General features: G+C 68.1%; 6 protein-coding genes. All 6 read left to right on the top strand.

Features of this window, described 5'->3' with window-relative positions:
• The first annotated feature begins 195 nt into the window (after positions 1 to 195).
• The 6 genes from ABC347_RS04205 (at position 196) to ABC347_RS04180 (ending at position 21,679) form a co-directional block, all read left to right on the top strand.
• Positions 196 to 444: a hypothetical protein gene (locus ABC347_RS04205; protein ID WP_413244485.1), complete on the top strand. Its 249-nt coding sequence runs from the start codon at positions 196 to 198 to the stop codon at positions 442 to 444.
• 348 nt (positions 445 to 792) lie between these two features.
• Positions 793 to 3,834, top strand: a complete 3,042-nt coding sequence (locus ABC347_RS04200; RefSeq protein WP_413246998.1) for a CHAT domain-containing protein — start codon at positions 793 to 795, stop codon at positions 3,832 to 3,834.
• A gap of 2 nt (positions 3,835 to 3,836) precedes the next feature.
• Positions 3,837 to 5,849: a CHASE2 domain-containing protein gene (locus tag ABC347_RS04195; protein ID WP_413244484.1), complete on the top strand. Its 2,013-nt coding sequence runs from the start codon at positions 3,837 to 3,839 to the stop codon at positions 5,847 to 5,849.
• Positions 5,836 to 6,597: a hypothetical protein gene (locus tag ABC347_RS04190; RefSeq protein ID WP_413244483.1), complete on the top strand. Its 762-nt coding sequence runs from the start codon at positions 5,836 to 5,838 to the stop codon at positions 6,595 to 6,597. Before ABC347_RS04195 ends, ABC347_RS04190 begins: the two co-directional genes overlap by 14 nt.
• Positions 6,598 to 6,865: 268 nt before the next feature.
• Entirely contained in the window at positions 6,866 to 8,671 is a 1,806-nt protein-coding gene (locus ABC347_RS04185) for a ShlB/FhaC/HecB family hemolysin secretion/activation protein (RefSeq protein WP_413244482.1), read from the top strand.
• 42 nt (positions 8,672 to 8,713) lie between these two features.
• Complete coding sequence (locus ABC347_RS04180) at positions 8,714 to 21,679, top strand: nidogen-like domain-containing protein (RefSeq protein ID WP_413244481.1); 12,966 nt, start codon at positions 8,714 to 8,716, stop codon at positions 21,677 to 21,679.
• Positions 21,680 to 21,711 lie beyond the last annotated feature (32 nt).

The following is a 21,711-nucleotide window of genomic DNA, read 5'->3' as shown; positions in this document are numbered from 1 at the left end:
GACCTAAGATTTCGGGCAACCGCACTGAACGAAATGCTTCAATGCGAAGAAAGTTGCGCTCTTTCGTGCTGCGCTGCAACAGAATTCATTCAAACCGTTCGTTTTCTACGTTGACGGAAGAGATTGCGGCGCTAGATGGGGCGTCTGGGACGGCGTTCGGGCCGCGCCCGTTATGATGCTATGGGAGCAGCACGAATGAAGAAGCTGAGCTTTGTCGTCGCCGCCGCCGGCCTGATGTCTTTGGCGGCTTGCACGCCCGACACCGCCGCGGAGAACGCCGCCGAGAACACCGCCGAGGCGCTGGAGAACACCGCCGACGTGCTCGAGGAAGCCGCCGACAACACCAGCAACGAGGCTGAGGCCGCTGCGCTCGAGAACGCCGCGGACAACGCTGAAGCTGCCGCCGACAACGTCGAGGACGCCGCAGAGGCGAACGCGATGTAAGTCGCTCGGTGCGCCGCAGCGCGCGCCGGTTGATACGAACGGGCGTTCCTCTTCGCGAGGGGCGCCCGTTCTCGTTTGTGGCCTCGGCCTGACAATCGCGGTTGGCGATCGCCCCCGTGATCGGAAAGACTTCGCAACCCAGCCCGCTTTGTCTATCGTATATGCCAAGAGTCGAACGACACGACCGGGGCGCAACGACAGGATAGGCGATGGACCCCTCGCAGGGCTTCTGCGGGGGATTGCGGTCGCCGATCGAGCCATTGGCGGGAGGCGACTGTGCGTCACATCTTCACTCTCTTGGCGGCGACTGCGCTCGGCGCATCGTTGCCGGCGGTCGCGCAACCGGCGATGAAGCCGAGCGTGATGAACAGCTTCAGGCTCGGCAGCGGCGCCGGCGTGCTGTGCCAGATGCAGTCGAAGGCAGTCGATCCGGCGCTGAAGGGCATGTTCGATCGCAGCTGGACGATCCTTTGCCGCGACGCATCCGCGCCGATCGGCCAGGTCTATGCGCTGCGTAACGGCGCGGACGATCCAGTCGCGCGCGTTTCCGCGCTGCGTGCCGATCGTGCCCAGTGTCCCGCCCCTGCCGCCCCTGGCCAGATCGCAGATCTCGGGGCCGTGCAGCAGGCGGACTGTGCCCTGAACTCAGGCAATGTCGGCTACCGTACCTATAGCCTCGCACGCGGGCGCACGACCTATATCGCCGAGGGCCTGTCCGGCTACGACAGTCCCTTGCAGCTCGCCTTGCGCACCATCATCGCCGACCGGATCATCCCTGGCGAGATTGCGGTCGCCACCACATCGGTCGCCGATCCGGCCGCTTTCGCACGCGTGCAGGCCGGCAATCTGGACCTCGATGCGGCACTGCAGGAAGGCTATCGCCGCAACAATAGCGGCAGTTATGCCGAGGCAGCCGAATTCTTCGACACGCTGCTGCAGCGGGCGCCCGGGATGGGCGGCAACCGCAACGGCGAATATCTCGTCAATCGCGCGTTGCAGAAGAGCAATCTGGGCGAGTTCGCCGAAGCCGACGGGCTGTTCGCGCAAGCGTCGCTGATCCCGACCGCGGATCCGGTGCAGTTGCGCCTGCGCCGTAACCTCTATGCCATCCATCTGCTCAACCAGCAGAAGCTGGATGCCGCCGTTGCAGAGCTCGATCGGCCGCTTGCCGCTGTCGGCATGGCGGATGCGAAGCCCGAGACCGCCGAGATCGACGCATTGGCCGCATCCGAGATCAACACCGCGGTGCCGATGGCGCGGCAGTTGGGGCTGACCGAGAATGCCAGCCTGACTGCAGACGAGAAGGTCGCGATCCTCGACGCCCAGGCGCTGGAGCTGAAAGGCACGATCCAGCGGCTGCGCGGTGACCTGCCGGGCGCGCAAGCGGCGCTGACGAAGGCGCTGGCGGATCTGATCGCGATCCGCGAGGGCCGGGTCGTCTCGATCACGCGGCTGCGCGGGCAAACGATGGCAGAGCTCGCCGCCGTCGCCGAGGCCAATGGCGATCTTGCTGGATCGGAGAAGATCCTCCGCGATGCGCTGGCGTTGCTGGAAGGCGAATATCCCAATTCCGCTGCGGCCAATGCATCGAAGGCCCGGCTGGCGGCATTCCTCGGCCGGCGTGGGCAAAGCGCGGCATCGCTTGCGCTCTATCGCGAGGTAGTGGCCGGGATCACCGCCAGCGGGGGGGCGACAACGGGCTACGACAATCTGCTCGCCCCCTATTTTGCGCTGCTCGCGCGCGAAATTCCCGCAAATCCGGCGCTCGTGGATGATTTTTTCCTGGCAAGCGAGACGATCGTGCGCCCCGGCGTCGCGGATACCCAGGCGATCCTCGCACGCGAGCTATCGGGTGGCAGCGACGAGGCGTCGCGCCTTTTCCGCCAATCGGTGACCCTGACCCGCGACATCGAACGCAGCCGGATCGAGATCGCGCGGCTGTCGGCGGCCCCGCAGACCACGCCGGAAGAAAAGCTGCGCCTCGATCAGTTGCGCACGGGCCTGACCGGGCTGGAAGCCGACCAGATCGCGACCCAGAACAAGCTGGCGGAATATCCGCGCTACAGTGCAATCTCGACCCAGGCGCTGACGCTGGCCGATCTGCGCAAGGCGCTGAAACCCGACGAAGCGTATCTCAAGCTCGCGATCGTCGGTAACGACGTCTATGGCATCTATGCCGATGCGGCGGGGGCGACCGCCTTTGCCGCACCCATCAAGGCCAAGGCGCTGGAGACGCGCGTGGCCGCGCTGCGCGATACGATCGTCAAGGAACAGGACGGCCAGCTCCTGACCTTCCCGTTCGACGTCGCGGCATCGCGCGCGCTTTATCTCGATCTGTTCGGCCCGGTCGCCGATCGGCTCGGTGCGGCGAAGCATCTGGTGTTCGAGCCGGACGGCGCGATGCTGCAGCTGCCCGCCAACCTGCTGGTCACCGAGCAGGCGGGCGTCGACGCTTATCTCGCGCGCAACAAGCAGCCGAACGCGGACGAGTTCGATTTCACCGGCATCAAGTGGCTCGGCCGCAGTGCCGATGTCTCGACAGCGGTCTCGGCGCGCGGCTTTCGCGACGTGCGCAACGCTGCCCCCTCCTCGGCGCGGCGCGAATATCTGGGCTTCGGGCAGAACGCACCGCTCTCCCGCTTCACTCAGCTGACCGCGACGCGATCGCTGTCGTCGGACGGCGCGATCGACTGCAACTGGCCGCTGTCGGAATGGAACAAGCCGATCGCCGCGACCGAATTGCGGACCGCGCAATCGATCATCGGCGCGACCGTCGCCAATGTCGTCACCGGATCCGAATTCAGCGACACCGCGGTCAAGTCGCGCGACGATCTCGCCGACTACCGCATCCTCCACTTCGCAACCCACGGGCTGGTGACCGCGCCGCGCCCCGAATGCCCGGCCCGCCCAGCATTGCTCACATCGTTCGGTGGAGCGGGATCGGATGGGCTGCTCACCTTCAGCGAAATCTATGATCTGCGGCTGAACGCCGATCTCGTGATCCTCTCGGCCTGCGATACCGCCGGCAAAGCAACGGTCGAGGCGACCCGCGAAGTCGGCGTCACGCGCGGTGGCGGATCGGCGCTCGACGGCTTGGTGCGGGCGTTCGTCGGTGCCGGTGGGCGATCCGTGCTTGCCAGCCACTGGCCTGCGCCGGACGATTTCCGCGCTACCGAGCGGCTGATCTCCGGCCTGTTCGATGCGCAGGCCGGCACCAGCGTGGCCGAGGCGTTGCGCGTGGCACAGGTCAAGCTGATGGACGAAGCGGCCACGTCGCATCCCTATTACTGGGCAGGCTTCTCGATCGTGGGTGACGGTGCACAGCCCGTACTGCGCGCGCCGGCGTCCGCGTCCCGTCCGGGCGGAGCGGACCGGGCCGCGCGACGGTGAGGATGGACCGCGTCCGCGGCGACATGTCCGCCGCGATCGCGGACGGCGGCGGTTCGATCCGGCGACTTGCCCGCCAGGTCGGCTGGGCGCGGATCGCGGTCACGATCCTGTTCCTTGTCATCGCCCTCCTGTTCGCGCGCTTCGGCTGGTCGATCCCGCTCGCCGTGGATGCGGAACGGGCGCTCTATGACGTGCGCGCCCTCGTCACCGCGCCGCAGGTGGAGCAGGATCCGCGGATCGTGATGGTGGTCTATACCGATCGCACGCTGGAACTGACCGGCAAGCGATCGCCTCTCGATCGCGCGTTGCTGGCCAAGGCATTGACGAACATCGACCGTCTCGGCGCCAAGGCGATCGGCATCGATATCCTGATCGATCAGCCGCAGCCTGAGGATCCGGAACTGATCCGCGCCTTCCGGGGCATGCGCACGCCGACCTATCTGGGCTTTGCGTCGAACGCCACCAACGCCAATTTCATGCAGGTCTGGCAGGAGGAATTCCTCGCGAGTTTCCTGAAGCAGCTGAAGCCGGGCAACGTCCGCCCGACGAGCATTCGGCTCGAAGCCGATCCCGACAATGTCGCGCGGAGCTGGCCGACCCAGCCCGCCGTGTTGCCGCCGCTGCTGCCCAATGCGGTTGCCGGCGATACCCGCTTTCGCGATTATCAGGGCGGCATCCGCTATCGCCTGCCCGCCGATCCCGAGCGGCCGGTGTTCAACAGCCTTTCGATCGAGCTGTTCGAAAATCCCGCTCTCGCCGATGCGATGCGCGACCAGATCCAGGGCCGCTATGTCCTGATCGGTGGCGACATCGCCGATATCGACCAGTTCGAGACACCGGCGACGCGGCTGACCAATCAGACCACCACCGGGCTCGAGGTCCACGCCACCCTGCTTGCGCAACTTCTCGACGCCAAGCGGCTGGTGGTGACACCTTATTGGCTCGTCTGGCTTGCCGCATTGCTGGTGATCGCCTGCGCAGCGGGCACGGCGCTACTTGACGTGAAGCCGATCGTGGCGGGACTGCTGTTCGTGCTCCAGTTGGCGCTGATCGCCGCGCTGCCCTTCTGGCTGCGATCGCTTGGCGTTGATACACAGCGGGTTCCCGCCTTCGGCTGGGCGGTCGGCTGGATCGTCGCGTTCTCGGCGGTGTCGGCCGCCGCACGGGCGGTCACGTCAGACCAGCGTCGTTTCGCGCAGTCGGCGCTCGGTAAATATCTGCCCGTCGACATTGCCAACGAATTGCTCCGCAATCCGGATCGCTTGGCACTGCATGGCGAGAAGCGCGAGATTTACGCGCTTTTCTCCGACCTTGAGGGCTTCACCAAGCTCAGCCATGCGATCGAACCGGAAATGGTCGCTTTCCTGCTGAATTCCTATCTCGATCGGTTGAGTGCCGTGGTGTTGGAACATGGCGGCACGATCGACAAGTTCGTTGGCGATGCGGTCGTCGCCTTCTGGGGCGCGCCGATCTCACGACCCGACGATGCCGATCGTGCCGCCAAGGCGGCGATCGCGATGTATCAGGCCGGGGAAGTGTTCCGGACGAGCGCGCCGCCCGGGGTGCCGCCGATCGGGGTCACTCGCGTCGGCGTCCACCGCGGCGAGGCGATCGTCGGCAATTTCGGCGGCGAGGGGCGAATGCAATATACCGCGCTCGGCGACAGCATGAACCTCGCCGCCCGGCTCGAAGGCGCCAACAAGCAGCTCAAGACCAAGGTGCTGCTGAGCGATACCGCGCGAGCACGCTCGACGCTGACGCTGTTCCGCCCGATGGGCCGCGTCGCGGTCCGCGGCCGATCGACGCCGATCGCAGTCTGGGAACCGGTGCCGCAGATGAGTGCGGCGGATGTGACAGCGTTCACAGACATGGTGAACGCTTTCGATCAAGGCGATCCACAAGCCTTACAAAGGCTGGAGGAATATGCCGGTGACCATCCCGATGATGCGGGTGTCGCAAATCTAGTATATCGTTTGAAACAGGTAGGATCAGGAGGCAGCTTTGTCTTGGATTAGCGTTGCTGGGGGGGCGCTCTGCGCCGCAGCCTTGGCCTATGGCGGGGTCGCCGCGGCGGAAACGCTGGTGGTTCGATCGAGTGGCCCGTCCGCGCGCAGCTTCCCGCCGGGCAAGGCGATTCCCGACTCCGCAAAGATCGTGCTCAAGGCCAACGATCAGGTCGTGGTGCTCGATGGACGCGGCACCCGTACGCTGAAGGGCCCGGGCAGCTTCAGCCCAACCGCGAGCGCTTCGCCGCCGGCGGAGACCCGCACGACGCTGGCCTCGCTGGTCAACCAGCGCTCCGAGCGGCGCGCCCGGATCGGGGCGGTGCGCGGCGGCGTGGCCGCGACGGCGCCCGCGGACAACGGCAAGAATCCGAACATCTGGTATGTCGATATCGAGCGAAATTCATCCTTCTGCGTCGCCGATCCGGCCGCGGTCACGCTCTGGCGTGCGGATGCGAGCGCGGCGACCGAGATGACGCTGGCCGGCGCCGACGGGAAGGCCGAGAAGACGATGTGGCTGAAGGGTCAGTCGGCCAAGCCCTGGCCGGCCGCCTTGCCGATCGCGAATGGCGCCGAATATCGGATCAGTTGGCCTGGGGCGGCAGCGCCCACCGTGCTGAAGTTCGCGGTGCTGGGTAGCAACCCCCAAGGACTGGAGGATACGGCCGCGGCGCTGATCAAGAATGGCTGCCAGGCCCAGCTCGACCTGCTGATCGAGACGGTTGCGGTGCCGGAAGGCGGCAAGCCGGCGGCGGGTTGAACGACGCGTGCGGGGCGAGCCCCGTGCTTGAAGACTCGGGGGCCGGATGATAGCCAGTTCCCGAGGGGGGTGATGCCGGATGAACCGCGCGCCCCCGCCTCCCGGAGGTCGCAGGGAAGCACTGATCCGCCGATGCCCGCTTGAGCGGTGATCGTGCGGAAGTTCGCATGGCGCGCAGTTTCGCGGGGCTATGCGGTCGCTGTTTTCGGCGGGGCGCCTGGCGCCCTAGCCTGTGGCTTGGCGCAAGGGGGGCGCGACGATGGCATCCATGGGACGAGTGGCCCGTTCCGGTCTGCTGATGGCGACGCTCGCGACTGGTGCGGGGAGCGCGCTGGCTCAATCGACCACGCCGACCCGTGAAGAGATCAACCGCGCGCCGATCGGCCCGGCGCCGCGCGCGCCCTCGCGCCTTACTGTGGACGGCGGGATCGAGCGCGCGCCCTGCCCGCTCGCCGATCCGCGCTATGCGGCGATCAACGTCCGGATCGACAGCGTGCAGTTCGACAATCTGCGCGTCGTGTCGCCGGAGACCCTGGCCCCGGCCTATGCAGACTTCACCGGGCGCGAAGTGCCGATCGCCACGGTCTGCGAGATCCGCGATCGGGCTGCCACCATCCTGCGCCGCCAGGGTTATCTTGCCGCGGTCCAGGTGCCGGCGCAGCGGATCGAGAACGGAGTCGTCCGTTTCGATGTGCTGATGGCGAAACTGGTCGCGGTCCAGGTACGCGGCGACGCCGGCAATTCGGAAAAGCTGATCGCGTCCTATCTCGGCAAGCTGACCGACCAGCCTGCCTTCAACGAGCAGGAAGCCGCCCGTTATCTACTGCTGGCACGCGATATTCCTGGCTATGACGTGCGGCTCACGCTGCGTCCTGCAGGCACTACGCCGGGCGAAGTGGTCGGCGAGGTCACGGTTTCGCGCACGCCGGTATCGGTCGACTTCAACGTCCAGAATTACGGTTCCAAGGAAGTCGGTCGGTTCGGCGGGCTGCTACGCGGCGAGTTCTACGATCTGCTTGGCGCCGGCGATCGGCTCACGCTTGGCTATTTCGCGACCGCCGATTTCGAGGAGCAGCATGTCCTGCAGGGCGGCTATGACCTGCGCGTGGGATCGGACGGCGCCACGCTCGGGGTGCGCGCGACCCAGGCCTGGACAAAGCCCGATACCGGCGGCGTCGGTCCAGGCGGCGCGGCGCAGGTGCGCGCCAAGACCTTCGTCGGCAGCATCGAAGGCGGTTATCCGTTCCTGCGCAGCGAAGCCGCCAACCTGCGCGGCGCGATCGGGCTGGATTTCATCGATCAGCGCGTCCGCCTGCAAGGCTTCGGACCGGCCAGCCGCGACGAATTGCGCATCGCCTATCTGCGGCTCGATTTCGACTCGCTCGATCGGCTGAGCATCGGCAGCGTCCAAGGCTATTCTTCGGTCGAGCCGCGCTGGCGCGCCGCCGGGTCGATCGAGTTCCGCAAGGGCCTCGACATATTCGGTGCGAGCAATGGCTGCGGGCCGGGCTTTACGCGCTGCCTGCCCGCCGGCGCCACCCCCGCGCAGCAGCTCGCGCTGAGCCGGATCGAGGGCGACCCACAGGCGGCGCTGATCCGCTTTCAGGGCCTGGTCGAGCTGCGTCCGATGCCCAACATCGCCTTCTCGCTGGCACCACGCGCGCAATATTCCCGCCGTTCGCTCGTCAGCTACGAAGAGTTCTCCGGTGGCAACTATACGGTCGGTCGCGGCTATGATCCGGGCACGATCATCGGCGACAGCGGCGTCGGCGTGAGTGCCGAGGTTCGCATCGGCAAGCTGGTTCCCGAGTCGATCACCAGCGTCGCGATCCAGCCCTATGTGTTCGCGGATGTCGCGCGCGTCTGGAATCGGAACGCGCCGGTACCGGTGCCGCCAGGCCGATCCGATCTGGCATCGGCAGGCGGCGGGGCGCGGATCACCTATGGCGATCGCGCCCGGCTCGATCTCACCCTCGCCAAGCCGCTGAAGACGGCGGGCTTCCAGACCCGGCGCGGCGATCTGCGCTTCCTGATGTCGCTTACGGCCAAGCTCGTCCCGTGGAGCCGGCCATGATCCCCTCCCCTGCCCTGTCCAGTCAGTCCCAAGAGGTTGCCCATGTCGATCGCGGCTGATCCGATGCGTCCGGCCAACCGGACCGCGCGCGCCTCCCTGCTGGCGAGTTGTGCCGTCGCTGCCGCGCTGGGGGCACAGGGCCCGGCGGTCCGTGCGCAATCCTATCAGGGCACTGTTACCGCCCAGGTGAACGCCACGGTCAGCGAATCGACCGGCAACACGACCGTGACCGTGACCGCGCCGACCGCGACCATCGACTGGACCGCCAACGGGCGGATCGAGAATGGCCAGCGCGTGTTCCAGGACGCGCGCACCACCGCCGTCTTCCAGAGCACTGAAGGCAATTACACCGTCCTCAACCGGATCAACCCGGGCGCGGGCAATCCGCAGATCCGGCTCGACGGCACCACATTGAGCTATGTCGGGCCAGAGACCGGCGGCGTGCGCGGCGGCACAGTCTGGTTCTACAGCCCCGGCGGTATCGCGCTCGGCCCGAACGGTGTCATCGACGTCGGCAGCCTGATGCTGACCGCGAACGACATCGCCGTCACCACCGTGGATGGCCAGCCCGTTTTCACCGATCCCCAAGGCGTGATCCGGCTCCGCAATTCCGATGAGAGCAGCACCGCATCGATCGACATCGCCGGTCAGCTGAGCGCGATCGGGGAAGGCAGCTACATCGCGCTGGTCGCCCCGCGGATCAGCCAGGCCGGCCTGGTCGATGTCAACGGATCGGCCGCATATGTAGCCGCGCAGCAGGCCGATATCCGGATCAACGGCGGTCTGTTCGACATCAATATCCCGGCTGGTGGCGGCTCGCCGGTCGCGGCGGCCGGGGATACCGTGCTCAGCCATACCGGTACGACGACGGGCGCCGGCAGCAGCGGGACGGGCGACAATCACGTCACCTATTTCGTGGCAATGCCGAAGAACAACGTGGTCTCGATGCTGGTCGGCGGTTCGGTCGGCTATCAGCCGGTGGCCGAAGGCGTCACAGTCGAGAATGGCGTGGTCGTGCTGGCGGCCGGTGGCAATATCCGCACCAACCCCGATACCGGTGCCGCGATTCCGGTGCTGGTCGATATCCCCGTCACCACCACGATCGGCTCGCTCGCGCGGCTCGAGACGACGACGGCTACCTCGCGCATCTTCGGTGTGGCGAGCGACGGCATCGCCGCCAATGTGGCGCCCACGGCCTCTTCGATCTTTGACAGCGACGTCACGCTGATCGGCGGAAGATCGGCGAGCTTCACCGTACAGGACGAGGGTTTCGCCAGCGTAGCCGGCACGCTGCTGGTCCGCTCGACCGGTATCACCACCCTGCTCGGCACGCTGCCGGGCACGGCAGCCGTAAGCGTGTCCTCCGCGAACCTCAGCGTCGGCGGGGATCTGCTGATCAACGCCAGCAACGCCGTCGGCAGCGGCGGCAATGCCAGCCTCGCGATCCTCGCCGGCAATGCCACGATCGGCGGCGGGCTGGTGATTCAGGCGGATGCCACCGGTCTTGCCGGTGACGTGCAGGGCGGAACGGCGTTGTTGCGGGCCGATCTGATCGCACGCGTGAATGCGTCGGCGATCGTGATGACGGCGGATGCGATCGGATCGAACGGCGCAGTCGGCGGGAACGCGACCGGCGGTGCGGTGACGATCGACGCCTATGATACCGAATTGCGCGTCGGCTCCACAATCCTGTCCGCGAACGGTACCGGCGGCGCGGCGATCGGCGGCGGCGGTGGCGCAGGCACCGGCGGCACCGTCTTCGTCGAAGTCGATGTCGGCGGGCTCGGGCCGGGTGACGAACTGCTCCCCGGCCTGTTCAACACCGGATCGCTGACCGCGACCGCCAACGGACAGGGCGGCGGCCAGTTCTGCAGCAGCGGCTGCCCGCCGACGACCCTGCCCGGCGGCGCCGGCACGGGCGGCACGGTGCGGATCCTGGCCGAAGCCGGCCAGATCACCGCGTCGTTCATCGACTTGGGCGCACGCGGCACCGGTGCCGATGGCGGCGATGTCGGTCGCGGCGGCGCGGCCGGCAATGGCGGCGGCGGTGTCGGCGGCCTGGTGGAGATCATCGGAAGCGGGGGATCGATCGACACCCAGTTCGTCAGCGCGCAGGCACAGGGCTCGGGCGGCGGCGGCGGCAGCGTCAACGAAGTCGGCTATGGCCAGCTGGAGCCGGGTGCCGGCGGCAATGGCGGTGTCGCGGAAGGTGGCCGCGTTGCGATCGACGTCAGCGCCGGCCAGTTCAATATCGGATCGTTGTTCGCCAGCGCGGGCGCCAATGGCGGCCGCGGCGGCAGCGCCGAAACAAGTGGATCCGGCGGCAATGCTCGTGGCGGCACGGCCACGATCCGCGCCAGCGGCGGTACGATCACCACCTCTTCGATTTCCGCCGATACCTTCACGTCGGGCGGCGGCGGCGGCGGCGGCGAAGGCCTGGCGAATGCTCTCGGCACCGGGGGCACCGCGCTCGGCGGCACGTCGGAATTGGTGATCGACAGCGGATCGATCGTCAGCAGCTCGGTGTTCGTGAGTGCGTTCGCACGCGGCGGGTTCGGCGGTTTCTCCTTCGATCCCAATAGCGGTGCGCAAGCGCAAGGAGCCGGCGGCGATGCCACCGGTGGTACTGCGCGGATGCTCCTCGCGCCCGGCGCGACCGGCGATTTCGATTTCGTTCAGATTCAAAGCGGTGCGGATGGCGGCTTCGGCGGCGTCGATGCCGCCGCGGGCCAATCGATCGGCGGTCGCGCCGAACTGACGAGCAACGGTGGCAACCTCTCGATCTCGCAGGATCTGTTCGTCGATGCCTCGATCCTGCTCGATGGCGGCGAAAGCGGCGGCAGCGATGCGACCGGCGGTACGGCGATCGTTTCGCTGACCGATGGCACGTTCGACTATGGCGGCAATTCGCTGATCGTTCGCGCTAATGCCAGTGGCGGCTTCGATGCCGACGGCGACGCCGGCGGTGCGATCGGCGGTACGGCCACGCTGCAGATCGATGGCCTTGCGATCTCCCTGCCGGGCCGGATCGAGGTCACTGCAGACGCGCAGACCGGTTCTTCCGATGTCATCCGCGCCGCGCGCGGCGGCACCGCAAGCCTGATCCTGACCGGCAGCGCCCAATTGCAGGGCGCGCAAGCGATCACGGTCAGCGCCAACGGCGTCGGCGGGAGCTCCCCCGATCAGATCGTTGCTCCGGCCGGAAGCGGCGCTGGCGGCACCGCGCGTGTGACCGTAACTGATTCCACGCTCCTCGCGCCGGGCGACCTCTTCGTGCGTGCGATCGGAACCGGTGGCAACGCCCAAGAGCAGGGCGCGGCCGGCGCGGGTGCCGGCGGCAGCGCTAGCGTGACGCTGCAATCCGCAGACGGCAGCCAGGGCATCACGACGGCGACGCTCGTCATCGACGCCTCGGGCAGCGGCGGCAGCGCCGCCAGCACCTTTGCCAACGGTGTGACCGGCGGTGCCGGCGGGTCAGGATCGGGCGGCGCGGCGGGGCTGACGGTGACGAGCGGCACGCTCTCTGCAACCCAGACCGGGGTGGGTGCGGGCGGGACCGGCGGCCAATCCTTCAATTCCGGTCCGGGCGGCGCCGCGGCAGGCGGCACCGTGTCGATCAATATCGGCGGCACCAGCGTTCCTTCGGTCGATTTCGGCACGCTGAACGTCAGCGTGGCCGGCATCGGCGGCGGTACCAGCGAAGATGGCTATGGGGTTCCCGCGGGACCCGCCGGCGGCAGCGGCGCTGGCGGCAACGCCACGCTGGACTTCGCCAGCGGCACCGTTCTCGCCAGCGCAATCACTGTCGACGCCAGCGGGATCGGCGCCCAGGGCGGCGCGAACCGCCAGGCCGGCCCCGGCGGAGCGGGCGGTGTCGGCACCGGCGGCAGTGCCGTCCTTCGCCTCGGCGGCGGGCTGACGACGAGCGGCGTTTCGCTGCTGGCGGCCGGCCGTGGCGGCAATGGGGGGACCAGCGATAGCAGTGCCGCCGGCACGGCCGGCAGCGGCGCCGGCGGCACGGCTGCCCTGCTGCAATCGGGTGGCAGCCTGGCGATCAGCGAGGACTTACAGATCGATGCGCGCGGAGTCGCCGGGATCGGCACCGGCGCCGCGAGCGGCACCGGCGGCACGGCCCGGGCCTTGCTGGGCGACGGCAGCCTCGCCTTGCCCGCGACGCTGGCCCTGCTCGCAAGCGGCACCGGCGGTGGCACGGGTGGTGCCGCGACCGGCGGTGTCGTCGAGTTCGCGCTGCAGTTCAGGCCGCTCTCGCTGAGCAGCCTGACGCTCGATGCCAGTGCCGAGGCGGCGAACGGCTTCAGCGACCTCACCGTAAACGGCGGCGCCGCTCAGGGCGGAACGGTCTCGCTGACGGTCGCGAATGGAGCCGCCCTCACCGTCTCCGATGACACCCGGATCACGGCGGCCGCGCGTGGCGGCGACGCAAGCGGCACCGGCGGCAGCGCTATCGGGGGTACGGTGAACCTCACCGCGAGCGGTGGCAGCTTCACGTCTCCCACTTCGCTCGCGATCAGCAGCGCGGCCCAGGGCGGAACCGGAAGCACGGGCGGCGGGGCCGCCACCGGTGGTCAGGCAACGATCACGCTGGCCGGTTCGGCGGTCGCGGACAGCCGGATCGAGGTGGCCGGCCTGTCAGTGTCGGTCGACGGCACGGGCGGCGGCGTTGAGCTATTCTCCAGCAGCGGCGGCAATGGTGGCGCTGGACAGGGCGGCAACATCCTGCTGACGGCCGAGGCGGGCACGCTCGCGGTGAACGGCGATACCACGCTGTCCGCGCTGGGCAGTGGCGGCTTTGGCGGGGGCAACGGTGCCACGCCCGGCATCGGCGGCGCAGGGACAGGCGGCTCGGTCACCATCGCATCGAACGGCGTGATCCTCGACGATGATGGCGAACTCTTCGCCTTGTCCGGTACGCTCGACTTCGCGCGGCTCGACGTCAATATCGCCGGCTTCGGCGGTGGCGGCAGCGACTTCGGTTATGGCAGCCTGTCAGGCGTCGTAGGCAGCGCAGGGATTGGCGGTACGGCCACCTTCCTCGCGACCGATGGCAGCATCGCGGCGGATCTGATCAGCGTCCAGGCCCGCGGCACCGGCGGCAACGCATCGCAGGGCCAAGGCGCCTTGGCGGCCGGAAATGACGGTGGGCTCGCGCGCGGCGGCGCGGTCAGCTTTACGACGACCGATGGCTCGCTAGCTACCGGTGGCATCGAGGTGAATGCCACCGCGCAGGCCGGCAGTGCTTCCACCGGAGCGACCGGCGGCCGCGGCGGCAATGCCAGCGGCGGAACGGTCTCCCTGATTGCGGGCAATACGGCATCCAGCTTCGGTGCGGTCGATGTCCTGATCTCCTCCTTTGCCGGCAATGGTGCCAACGGCTTCACGGCTGCGGGCGGTGATGGCGGTATCGCGATCGGTGGCAGCTTCACCGCGCAGGCGGGCGCGGGAGCCGAGCTATCGCTCGGCGATCTCGCGATCGGCGCGCAGGTGATCGCCGGACGCGGCGGCGACGGCGGCGACGAGGTTCGCGGCGGCATCGGCGGTGCGGGCGGCTCGGCGACGGGCGCCACGCTCGTCTTCGTGGCACGCGACGGCGGCTCGATCAATCTCGTGCCCAGCGGCGACGGTGGGTTCGATCTGAATGTCAGCGCGACCGGCGGCAATGGCGGCGCGGGTGGCGACGGCAGCGATTTCGGCGATGCCGGCGGCATCGGCGGCCATGGCGGCGCGGCGTTCGGCGGCCCGATCGCATTCAACGCGGTCGGCGGCACCATCACTGCCGGCGACATCAACCTGGTGGCCGATGGCTTCGGCGGTTCGGGTGGCGGTGGCGGCACCGGCCAGACCCGGCCGTTCGTGCCCGGCGACCCGGGCGACCCCGATGCCGAGCCTCCGATTCCCCCGACCCCGCCGATTCCGGAGATCCCGGCGGTGCGCGCGGCCGGCGGCGGATCGGGCCAGGGCAGTGGTGGCTCGCTCTTGCTCGCGGCATCCGACAGCGATGGCGGCGAAGGCGGTCCGCTGCTCGGTACGATCGCAGCAGGCTTCGTCTCGGCGTCGGCATCGGGCAATTCGGGCCAGGATGGCGACGGATTCTTCTATGGCGGTGCGGCCGGCCGGCTGTCGCTGGAAGCGCGCGGCGCAGCGACGGCCGGCGCGATCCGCACGACTTATCTCAGCGCCAACCTGTTCGGCTTCGATCCCGGTGAAGGTAGCGGCGTCTCGGTACTGGCGGACAACAGCCTGATCGATGTCGGCGGAGGCGCGCAGGTCTTTTCGGGTGCGCCGATCATCGTCCGTGCGGTCGGCAGCGGCCAGGTTCGTGGATCGGGGATCTTCCTGTTCGGCGACAGCTTCGTCGATATCTCGCATGACCGCGGGGAAAGTGCACCGGAGGTCCTGCCCGCCACGATCCTTGCCGATTCATTGTTCGTCAGCGCGAGCGGCTCGATCTTTGGCGGCGAAGGCAGCGTGATCGAGGCCGGATCGATCGGCCTGATCTCGCGCTTCGGCGAGATCGACGTCGATACGCTGCGCGGTATCGACTCGATCGATGTCCGCGCTGCGGGCAATGTGCGTATCCAGCAGGCCAACGTGACCGGCGCGGTGTTCATCGACGACGGGGCCGAAAGCGGCGGGGCGCCGAGCTTGCGCGGCGGATCGATCACCGTGGTCGCCGGCGAGAGTCTCGTTCCGTCCTTCGTCCAGGTGGATCCGCTCGGTCCAAGCGACGTCACAATCACCGAGGGGCTGACCGCGACAGGCACGATCGAGCTGGTGGCCGGGCGCGACATCATCATCGGCGATGGTGTCTCGCTGTCTTCGGATAACCGCATCAATCTTGCTGCTGGCGACGATATCCTGCTCGCAGCCGGGAGCACATTGCGCGCGGCTATCGATCCGATCGCTGCGCCTGATCCTGGCGACGACGAGTTCGACGGCTTTGCCGGCGTGTCCCTCAGCGCCGGGCAGGTGCCGATCAACTACCAGCCTGAAAGCGGCAACGTCGCATCGGTGATCGCACAGGGCCTGATCACTGCCGATAACAGCACGATCGCCATCGCCGGCGGCACCGTCGATGCCCGCGCTGCCACGATTTCGGCACGCAGCCTGCGCGTGCGCGCAGTGGCCGCGCCGGCGCCCAGCGATTTCCGCAGCGATGATGGCGGCCAGCTGTCGCCAGATTGCCTGCAGGGCGGAATATGCCTGGGCACTGTCGCGATCACCGATACGCTCGAGATCGGCGGGCAGCAGGGCGACGATGGCAGCTTCCTGCCCACCGACCTTTCGATCGGCCGCGGGTTCGACGTCGTCAGCGCCAGCCTTCGCGCCCAGGGCGATATCCGCCTCGGCTTCGACGGCGGAGAGGGTTCGACCGCGTTCCAGGCAGGGCAACTGCTGGTTCAGTCGACCCAGGGCGGCCTCTTCGTGAACGGCGGCACTACGCTGGCCGGTACTGGCGATGGCGGCACCGTGTTGCTGACCGCCACCGGGATCGAGGCGTCCGGCGCCACCATTTCCAGCGCCGGCGATCTCGGGATCGCCGCCGGCAGCGGTGGCCTGCGGGTCGGCAACCTCGACGTCGGCGGATCGCTCGATACGCTCGACGCGGCCGGCAATCTCGTCACCGCTGGCGAACTACGCGTTGCGACGCGGATCGACATCGAGGATCGCGCCACCGTCAGGGGATCGAACCTGCGCCTGATCGCGCCCGATGGCATCAGCATCGGCACGGTGACGCCGGTCGAAGGCCGGTCCCTGCAGCTGATTTCGGCCAATGGCGACGTGGTCGTCGGCGATGCCAGCGGCAATGAGGCGACGCTTGCGTCGATCACGATCAGCGGGACCAGCATCGCGATCGGCAATGCCGACAGCCAGAGCGGGATCACACTGACGAGCACTGCCGGCGACATCGATGCCGGGCGGCTCAATGCAGCGTCCATCCTATCGCTCAATTCGGCCGGCGCGATCCTGCTGGACAGCGGCACCGCAGGCAGCTTCGCCCGCCTGCGCGCGGTCGATTCGGTAAACGCGAACACGATCGACAGTGCAGGCTTCGTCGATGTCGATGGCGGCGCGATCGATATCGGGACGATCGCGGCCGGCAGCGATGTTCAGCTGGATGCTGCCGGCCTGATCCGGATCGGCCAGTCGACCAGCGAGGATATCTTCCGCGCCACCGGCGGCGAACTGCAGCTCGGCACGATCAGTGTCGGCGGCGACGGTAGTGAAGGCTTCGGCAACCAGGATATCGTCGCGACGTCGACCGGAGCGATCACGCTGGATGCCGGCTCTGCCCTCGACGACATTTTCCTGAGCGCCGGTGGCGCGATCTCGACCGGGGCGCTCTCCGCCGGCAACCGCATCAGCGCGTCCGCCAGCGCCGGTCCGATCGACATCGCCTCGGGCATCGCCGGCGGCAGCATCAACGTCAACGCGCAGTCCGGCGCGATCGTCACCGGCGATCTCCAGTCGGGCGGCTCGATCGTGCTGCGTTCACTCACCGATGCAATCACCACCGGCAGCCTGACTGCGTTCGAGGATATTTTCGTCACCGCCGCGGGCGCCGCCGATCTCGGCCTGTCTACCGCAGGCGACGATATCGTCATCGCGGCAGCCAGTGTTCGCAGTGCAGGCGCATTCGCGACCGGTACCGGACCCGATGTCGCCGATGGTGGCGAAGGTGGATCGGGCGATGGCGTCAACATCCGCATCCAGGCGACAACCGCCGGGATCGAGCTGACCGAAGCCGACTCGGCTGGCTTGATCAGTCTGGTTGCAGGTGGCCCTTCCGGCTTCATCACCGCCGGTGACCTGACCGCCGGTTCGTTCGTCGAAGCGCAGGCAACTAGTGCAATCACCTTCGCCGACGCACGTGCGGGCAGCGACGTGGTACTGTTCTCCGATAGTGGTCGGGTCTCGGGCACCTCGATCATTGCCGGGGACACGATTTCGGTCTCGGGCAGCGATGTCGACGTGACGGATGCGAGCGCGGGTCGCGGTGCAACGATCTCCGCCGGCGGCACGATCGATTTCGCGACGCTCCTGGCGGGCGGTAACCTGCTGGTCCAGGGCGGCGCGATCACGATCGGCACCGCGCAGGCGGGCGGCTCGCTGGTCGCCAACGGCACGACCGTCGCGATCGAAAGCGCGACCACGACCGGCCTGGGTATCGGCCAGGGCGAAGGCGGCGAGATCGCCGATGCCAGCATCTTCGTGACGGCACGCGCCGGAAACGCCCAGGTCGGCGTTGGCGATTCTGCCGCGGACATCTTCATCTCCGCCACCGGTGATGCGGGCTCGAACGCCCTGCTCGCCGCGGGCGGGATCGATATTGATGCCGATGGCAACGTCGCGCTGGGCACCGCGAGCGCCGGGGGTGGATTACTTGTGCGGGCCGGCAACGGGCTGACGTCGGAAGGTCTGCTCGAAGGACGCACGATCGTCTCGCTTTCCGCGGGCAATGCGATCGGGGTCGCGGCGGCGGACAGCGGTGGCGATCTGTTCGCGACGGCCGGTAATGGGCTGAGGATCGGCACGGTGACGGCCACTTTGGCCTTTGTCGCCGCCGGCGGTTCGATCGACCTCGACAGCGCCCGCGCCGGCGACGATATCGACCTTACGGCCAACAGCGGCGCGATCACAGCCGGCACGCTCGATGCGACCGGCACCAACACTGATGGCGGCGAAGGCGGACTGGCCGGCAGCAGCATCAGGGCCGATGCTGCGACGGGCATCACGGTCGGCCGCGCCAATGCCGCCTCCAGCATCACGCTCGTGGCCCGTGGCGGTGCGATCGATGCAGGCAACCTCACGGCGGGTGGGCGGCTGTCCGCGCAGGCCGCGGGCAATTTCACGAGCGGTAACGTGCTGGCCAGCACGATCGACATCGCTGCCACCGGCGCAGCGACGATCCTCGACGCAGTAGCGACCGGTGGCGATCTCGAAATCCGCGCCGGGGGCACGATCAACGGAGGCACGCTGCGCGCCGATGCGGGCGATCTGCGGGCATCCTCGGGCGGCGGCGTCACGCTGGCTTCCGCCACCGCGGGTGGCGATCTGTCGGTATCGGCGCAAGGTGGCGCGATCTCGATCGGCGGCGATCCGACCGCGGGCGGCGCGCTCAGCCTGTTCGCAGCTGATGATCTTGTGACGGGCGATCTGCGCGCGAACGCCAGCGTGGCTGCCAGCAGCCGCAATGGGCTCGTGACGCTCGGCAATGTCGAGAGCGTTGGCGGCTTCGTGCGCATAAGCGCGGCGGACGCGATCCGGCTTGGCAACGTTCGTGCTGCCGGCTCGATCTTCGTCACCGGAACCGGCACCATCGACGCCGGCGATCTGACTGCGGGAACCGGCCCGTTGCTGGAAGGCATCACCAATGGCGGCGGTGTTCCCGGCGGCACCGATCCGGCGACCGCCGGCATCGCACCCGGCTTCGACAGCTTCTTCGTTCCACGCTGCGACGATTGCTTCACCAGCGCGGTCGACCTGCCGTTCGACGTCAATTATTTCGGCCAGACCTACGGCGACACCTTCGTCAGCAACAATGGCTACATCACCTTCCGGCAGGGCCAGGGTACCTTCACGCCGAGCGGCCTTGGCGCCGGGTATCGCGGGCTGCCGATCATCGCGGCCTTCTTCGCGGACGTGGACACGCGGAACCAGGGTTCGGCCCAGACCAGCTATGGCCCCGGCACGTTCGCCGGCCGCAACGCGTTCGGCGTGACCTATAACGGCGTCGGCTATTTCGCCAACCAGGCGGACAAGCTGAACAATTTCCAGCTGATCCTGACTGATCGCGCCGATACCGGCAGCGGCAATTTCGACATCTATTTCAACTATACGAACATCAGTTGGGAAACCGGCAGTGCCAGCGGCGGCACGAACGGCTTCGGCGGCGTATCGGCCGCTGTCGGCTACAATGCCGGCACCGGCGGGCAGGAAGGCACGTTCTTCGAACTGCCGGGGTCGCGCATCGTCGGCAGCTTCCTCAACGGCGGCCCGGCCCCGCTGATACAGACGACCAACAACGGCAATGTCGGGCAATTGCTGTTCACCGTCCGCAACGGCCAGGTGGCACCGAGTGGCCAGGCCGAGCCGCCCTCGATCCATGTCAGCAACGTCGCGGCGCCCACGCCGGCTGCCATCAACCTCGGCAATCTTTCTGCAGAAGCGGTCGAGGTCCGCGGCAGCGCCGCGGTGACGGTCGGCACGGTGAATGTCGGTGATCGCGGCAGCCCGATCGAGGCGACCGGGCCTGCCTTCGCGACCGTGATCGACGCGCAATCCGGCCTGTTCGCGGGTGAGATCACCGGCAGCGGCTTCGTGGCTTTGGGCAATGCCGCCGGCCTGTTGCAGACCGGGGCGATCACGACGCCGTCCAGCGTGCTCGTGCTGGCGGACGGCACCGTCGAGCTGGGAGCAGTCACGGCCGGTGCCGGAGCCGGCGACAGCCTGTTCGTCGGATCGCAGTCGCTGCTGGGCACGGGGCAGCCGCTATCGTCCTTCTCGTTCGGCGGCCTGCTCGGCGGCAGCTTCGATCCTGCCACGCTGGCCGCGATCGCGCCGACCGCTGCCGGTGCCACGCTGCGGCTGAATGGTCCGATCAATGCCGGCAACATCCTGCTCGGCTCGGGCCAGTCGCTCGATCTGACCGCATTGAATGCCACTGGTGGTGCTGTTCGTACGGCGAGCGGCGGCGACACGCTGCTGGGCGGCGCGGTGACGGCCGCCACCGATGTCTCGGTGCTGTCGACCGGGTTGATCCGGGTGAACGGCGACGTGCTGGGCAACGCGATCGGCTTCACCTCGTCCGATATCGCGATCGCGAACGCGGTGACGATCGGTCGCGGTGCGGCGAGCAGCGTCAGCTTCACCAATGGCAACCCCGCCAACCGCATGTTCGTCGGCAACGGCGGTACCGCCGGCTACACGATCGACGGGGCCGAATTGGGCACCGTTCGCGCCCGCTCGATCGCGCTGCTCAATCCGGGCGCGCAGCAAGGCGGGGATCCCGACATCATCATCGGCGATCTGACCATCACGGGCTCCGCCGCCACGGCCGACCAGCAACCTCGTGCGCCCCGCCTGTTCGGCGAGAATGCGCTGTTCTCGGTCGGCACGCCGGGCCGGATCCGCGTGATCGGCGATATCGCCTTCAACGCGGCGGGCGCGAGCGACACGCTGGCGCTGTCCGGCGGCCAGCGTGTCGAACTGTTCACCGATACCGGATCGATCCGGATGGCGGCGGGCGACACCCTCGCCGGCCGACTGGTGCTGCAGGCGAGCGAGGTCTTCTCGGGCAGCAGCCAGGCGGCCGCCGCAATCGCAGCCGCCAGCGATCTGGATGCGCGCAGCGCCAGGTTGGCGCAGGTGGATGGCGGGCTTCGCCCCGAGGGCTATCTGCAAGCCGGAACGCTGGAATTCCGGGTGCGCAACGCGCTCTACATCCAGAACAGCGGCGTGCAAGGGTCCCTCAATTTCGCCGATCGGGCCGGCTTCACCGCGGGGGCCGGCGGCGTGATCATCGTAACAACCGGCAACGGCCCGGCGGCGGTGGCGATCAACGGTCGCCAGGTCAGCACGACCGGCTTCGTGACCGGCACCGACCTGATCCCGCGGCTGGTGGTGCGCGGTTCCGACAGCCAGACCGGGTCGCTCGATCCGCGTGCGACCGCCAATGGCTGCCTGATCGCCAATGTCGCGTCCTGCGTCTTCCAGCCTGAACCCGAACCCGAGCCCGAGCCCGAGTTCGTGCCGATCTTCTTCCCGCCCGTGCAGGATGCGATTCGCGAGGCGCTGGATCCGGATGTGTTCCAGACCGGCGAGGCAAACGAGACCGCGATCACGACCATCTTCGACCTGCCGCTGATCGAGCTGCCAAGCTACGGCACCTTCTCGTTCGCGCCGCTGATCGACGAGCCCGTCACCGGCGCGGGCAACGAGGATCTTTGGGGCGAGGACGACGACGAGGACGACGACACCACGCCGTGATCGCGAACCATGCCGGCGGGGGACTTTGCGCA

The sequence above is a fragment of the Sphingomonas canaveralia genome (assembly GCF_047238125.1).
Lineage (GTDB): Bacteria > Pseudomonadota > Alphaproteobacteria > Sphingomonadales > Sphingomonadaceae > JBDFMH01.
Note: the sequence above shows the minus strand (reverse complement) of the source record. Positions and strands in the feature narration are given on the sequence as shown.

What these genes read in the sequence shown, in the direction of transcription:
- ABC347_RS04205 (WP_413244485.1), top strand. Translation starts at nt 196, where the DNA reads ATGAAGAAGCTGAGCTTTGTCGTCGCCGCCGCCGGCCTGATGTCTTTG.
- ABC347_RS04200 (WP_413246998.1), top strand. Translation starts at nt 793, where the DNA reads ATGAAGCCGAGCGTGATGAACAGCTTCAGGCTCGGCAGCGGCGCCGGC.
- ABC347_RS04195 (WP_413244484.1), top strand. Translation starts at nt 3,837, where the DNA reads ATGGACCGCGTCCGCGGCGACATGTCCGCCGCGATCGCGGACGGCGGC.
- ABC347_RS04185 (WP_413244482.1), top strand. Translation starts at nt 6,866, where the DNA reads ATGGGACGAGTGGCCCGTTCCGGTCTGCTGATGGCGACGCTCGCGACT.
- ABC347_RS04180 (WP_413244481.1), top strand. Translation starts at nt 8,714, where the DNA reads ATGTCGATCGCGGCTGATCCGATGCGTCCGGCCAACCGGACCGCGCGC.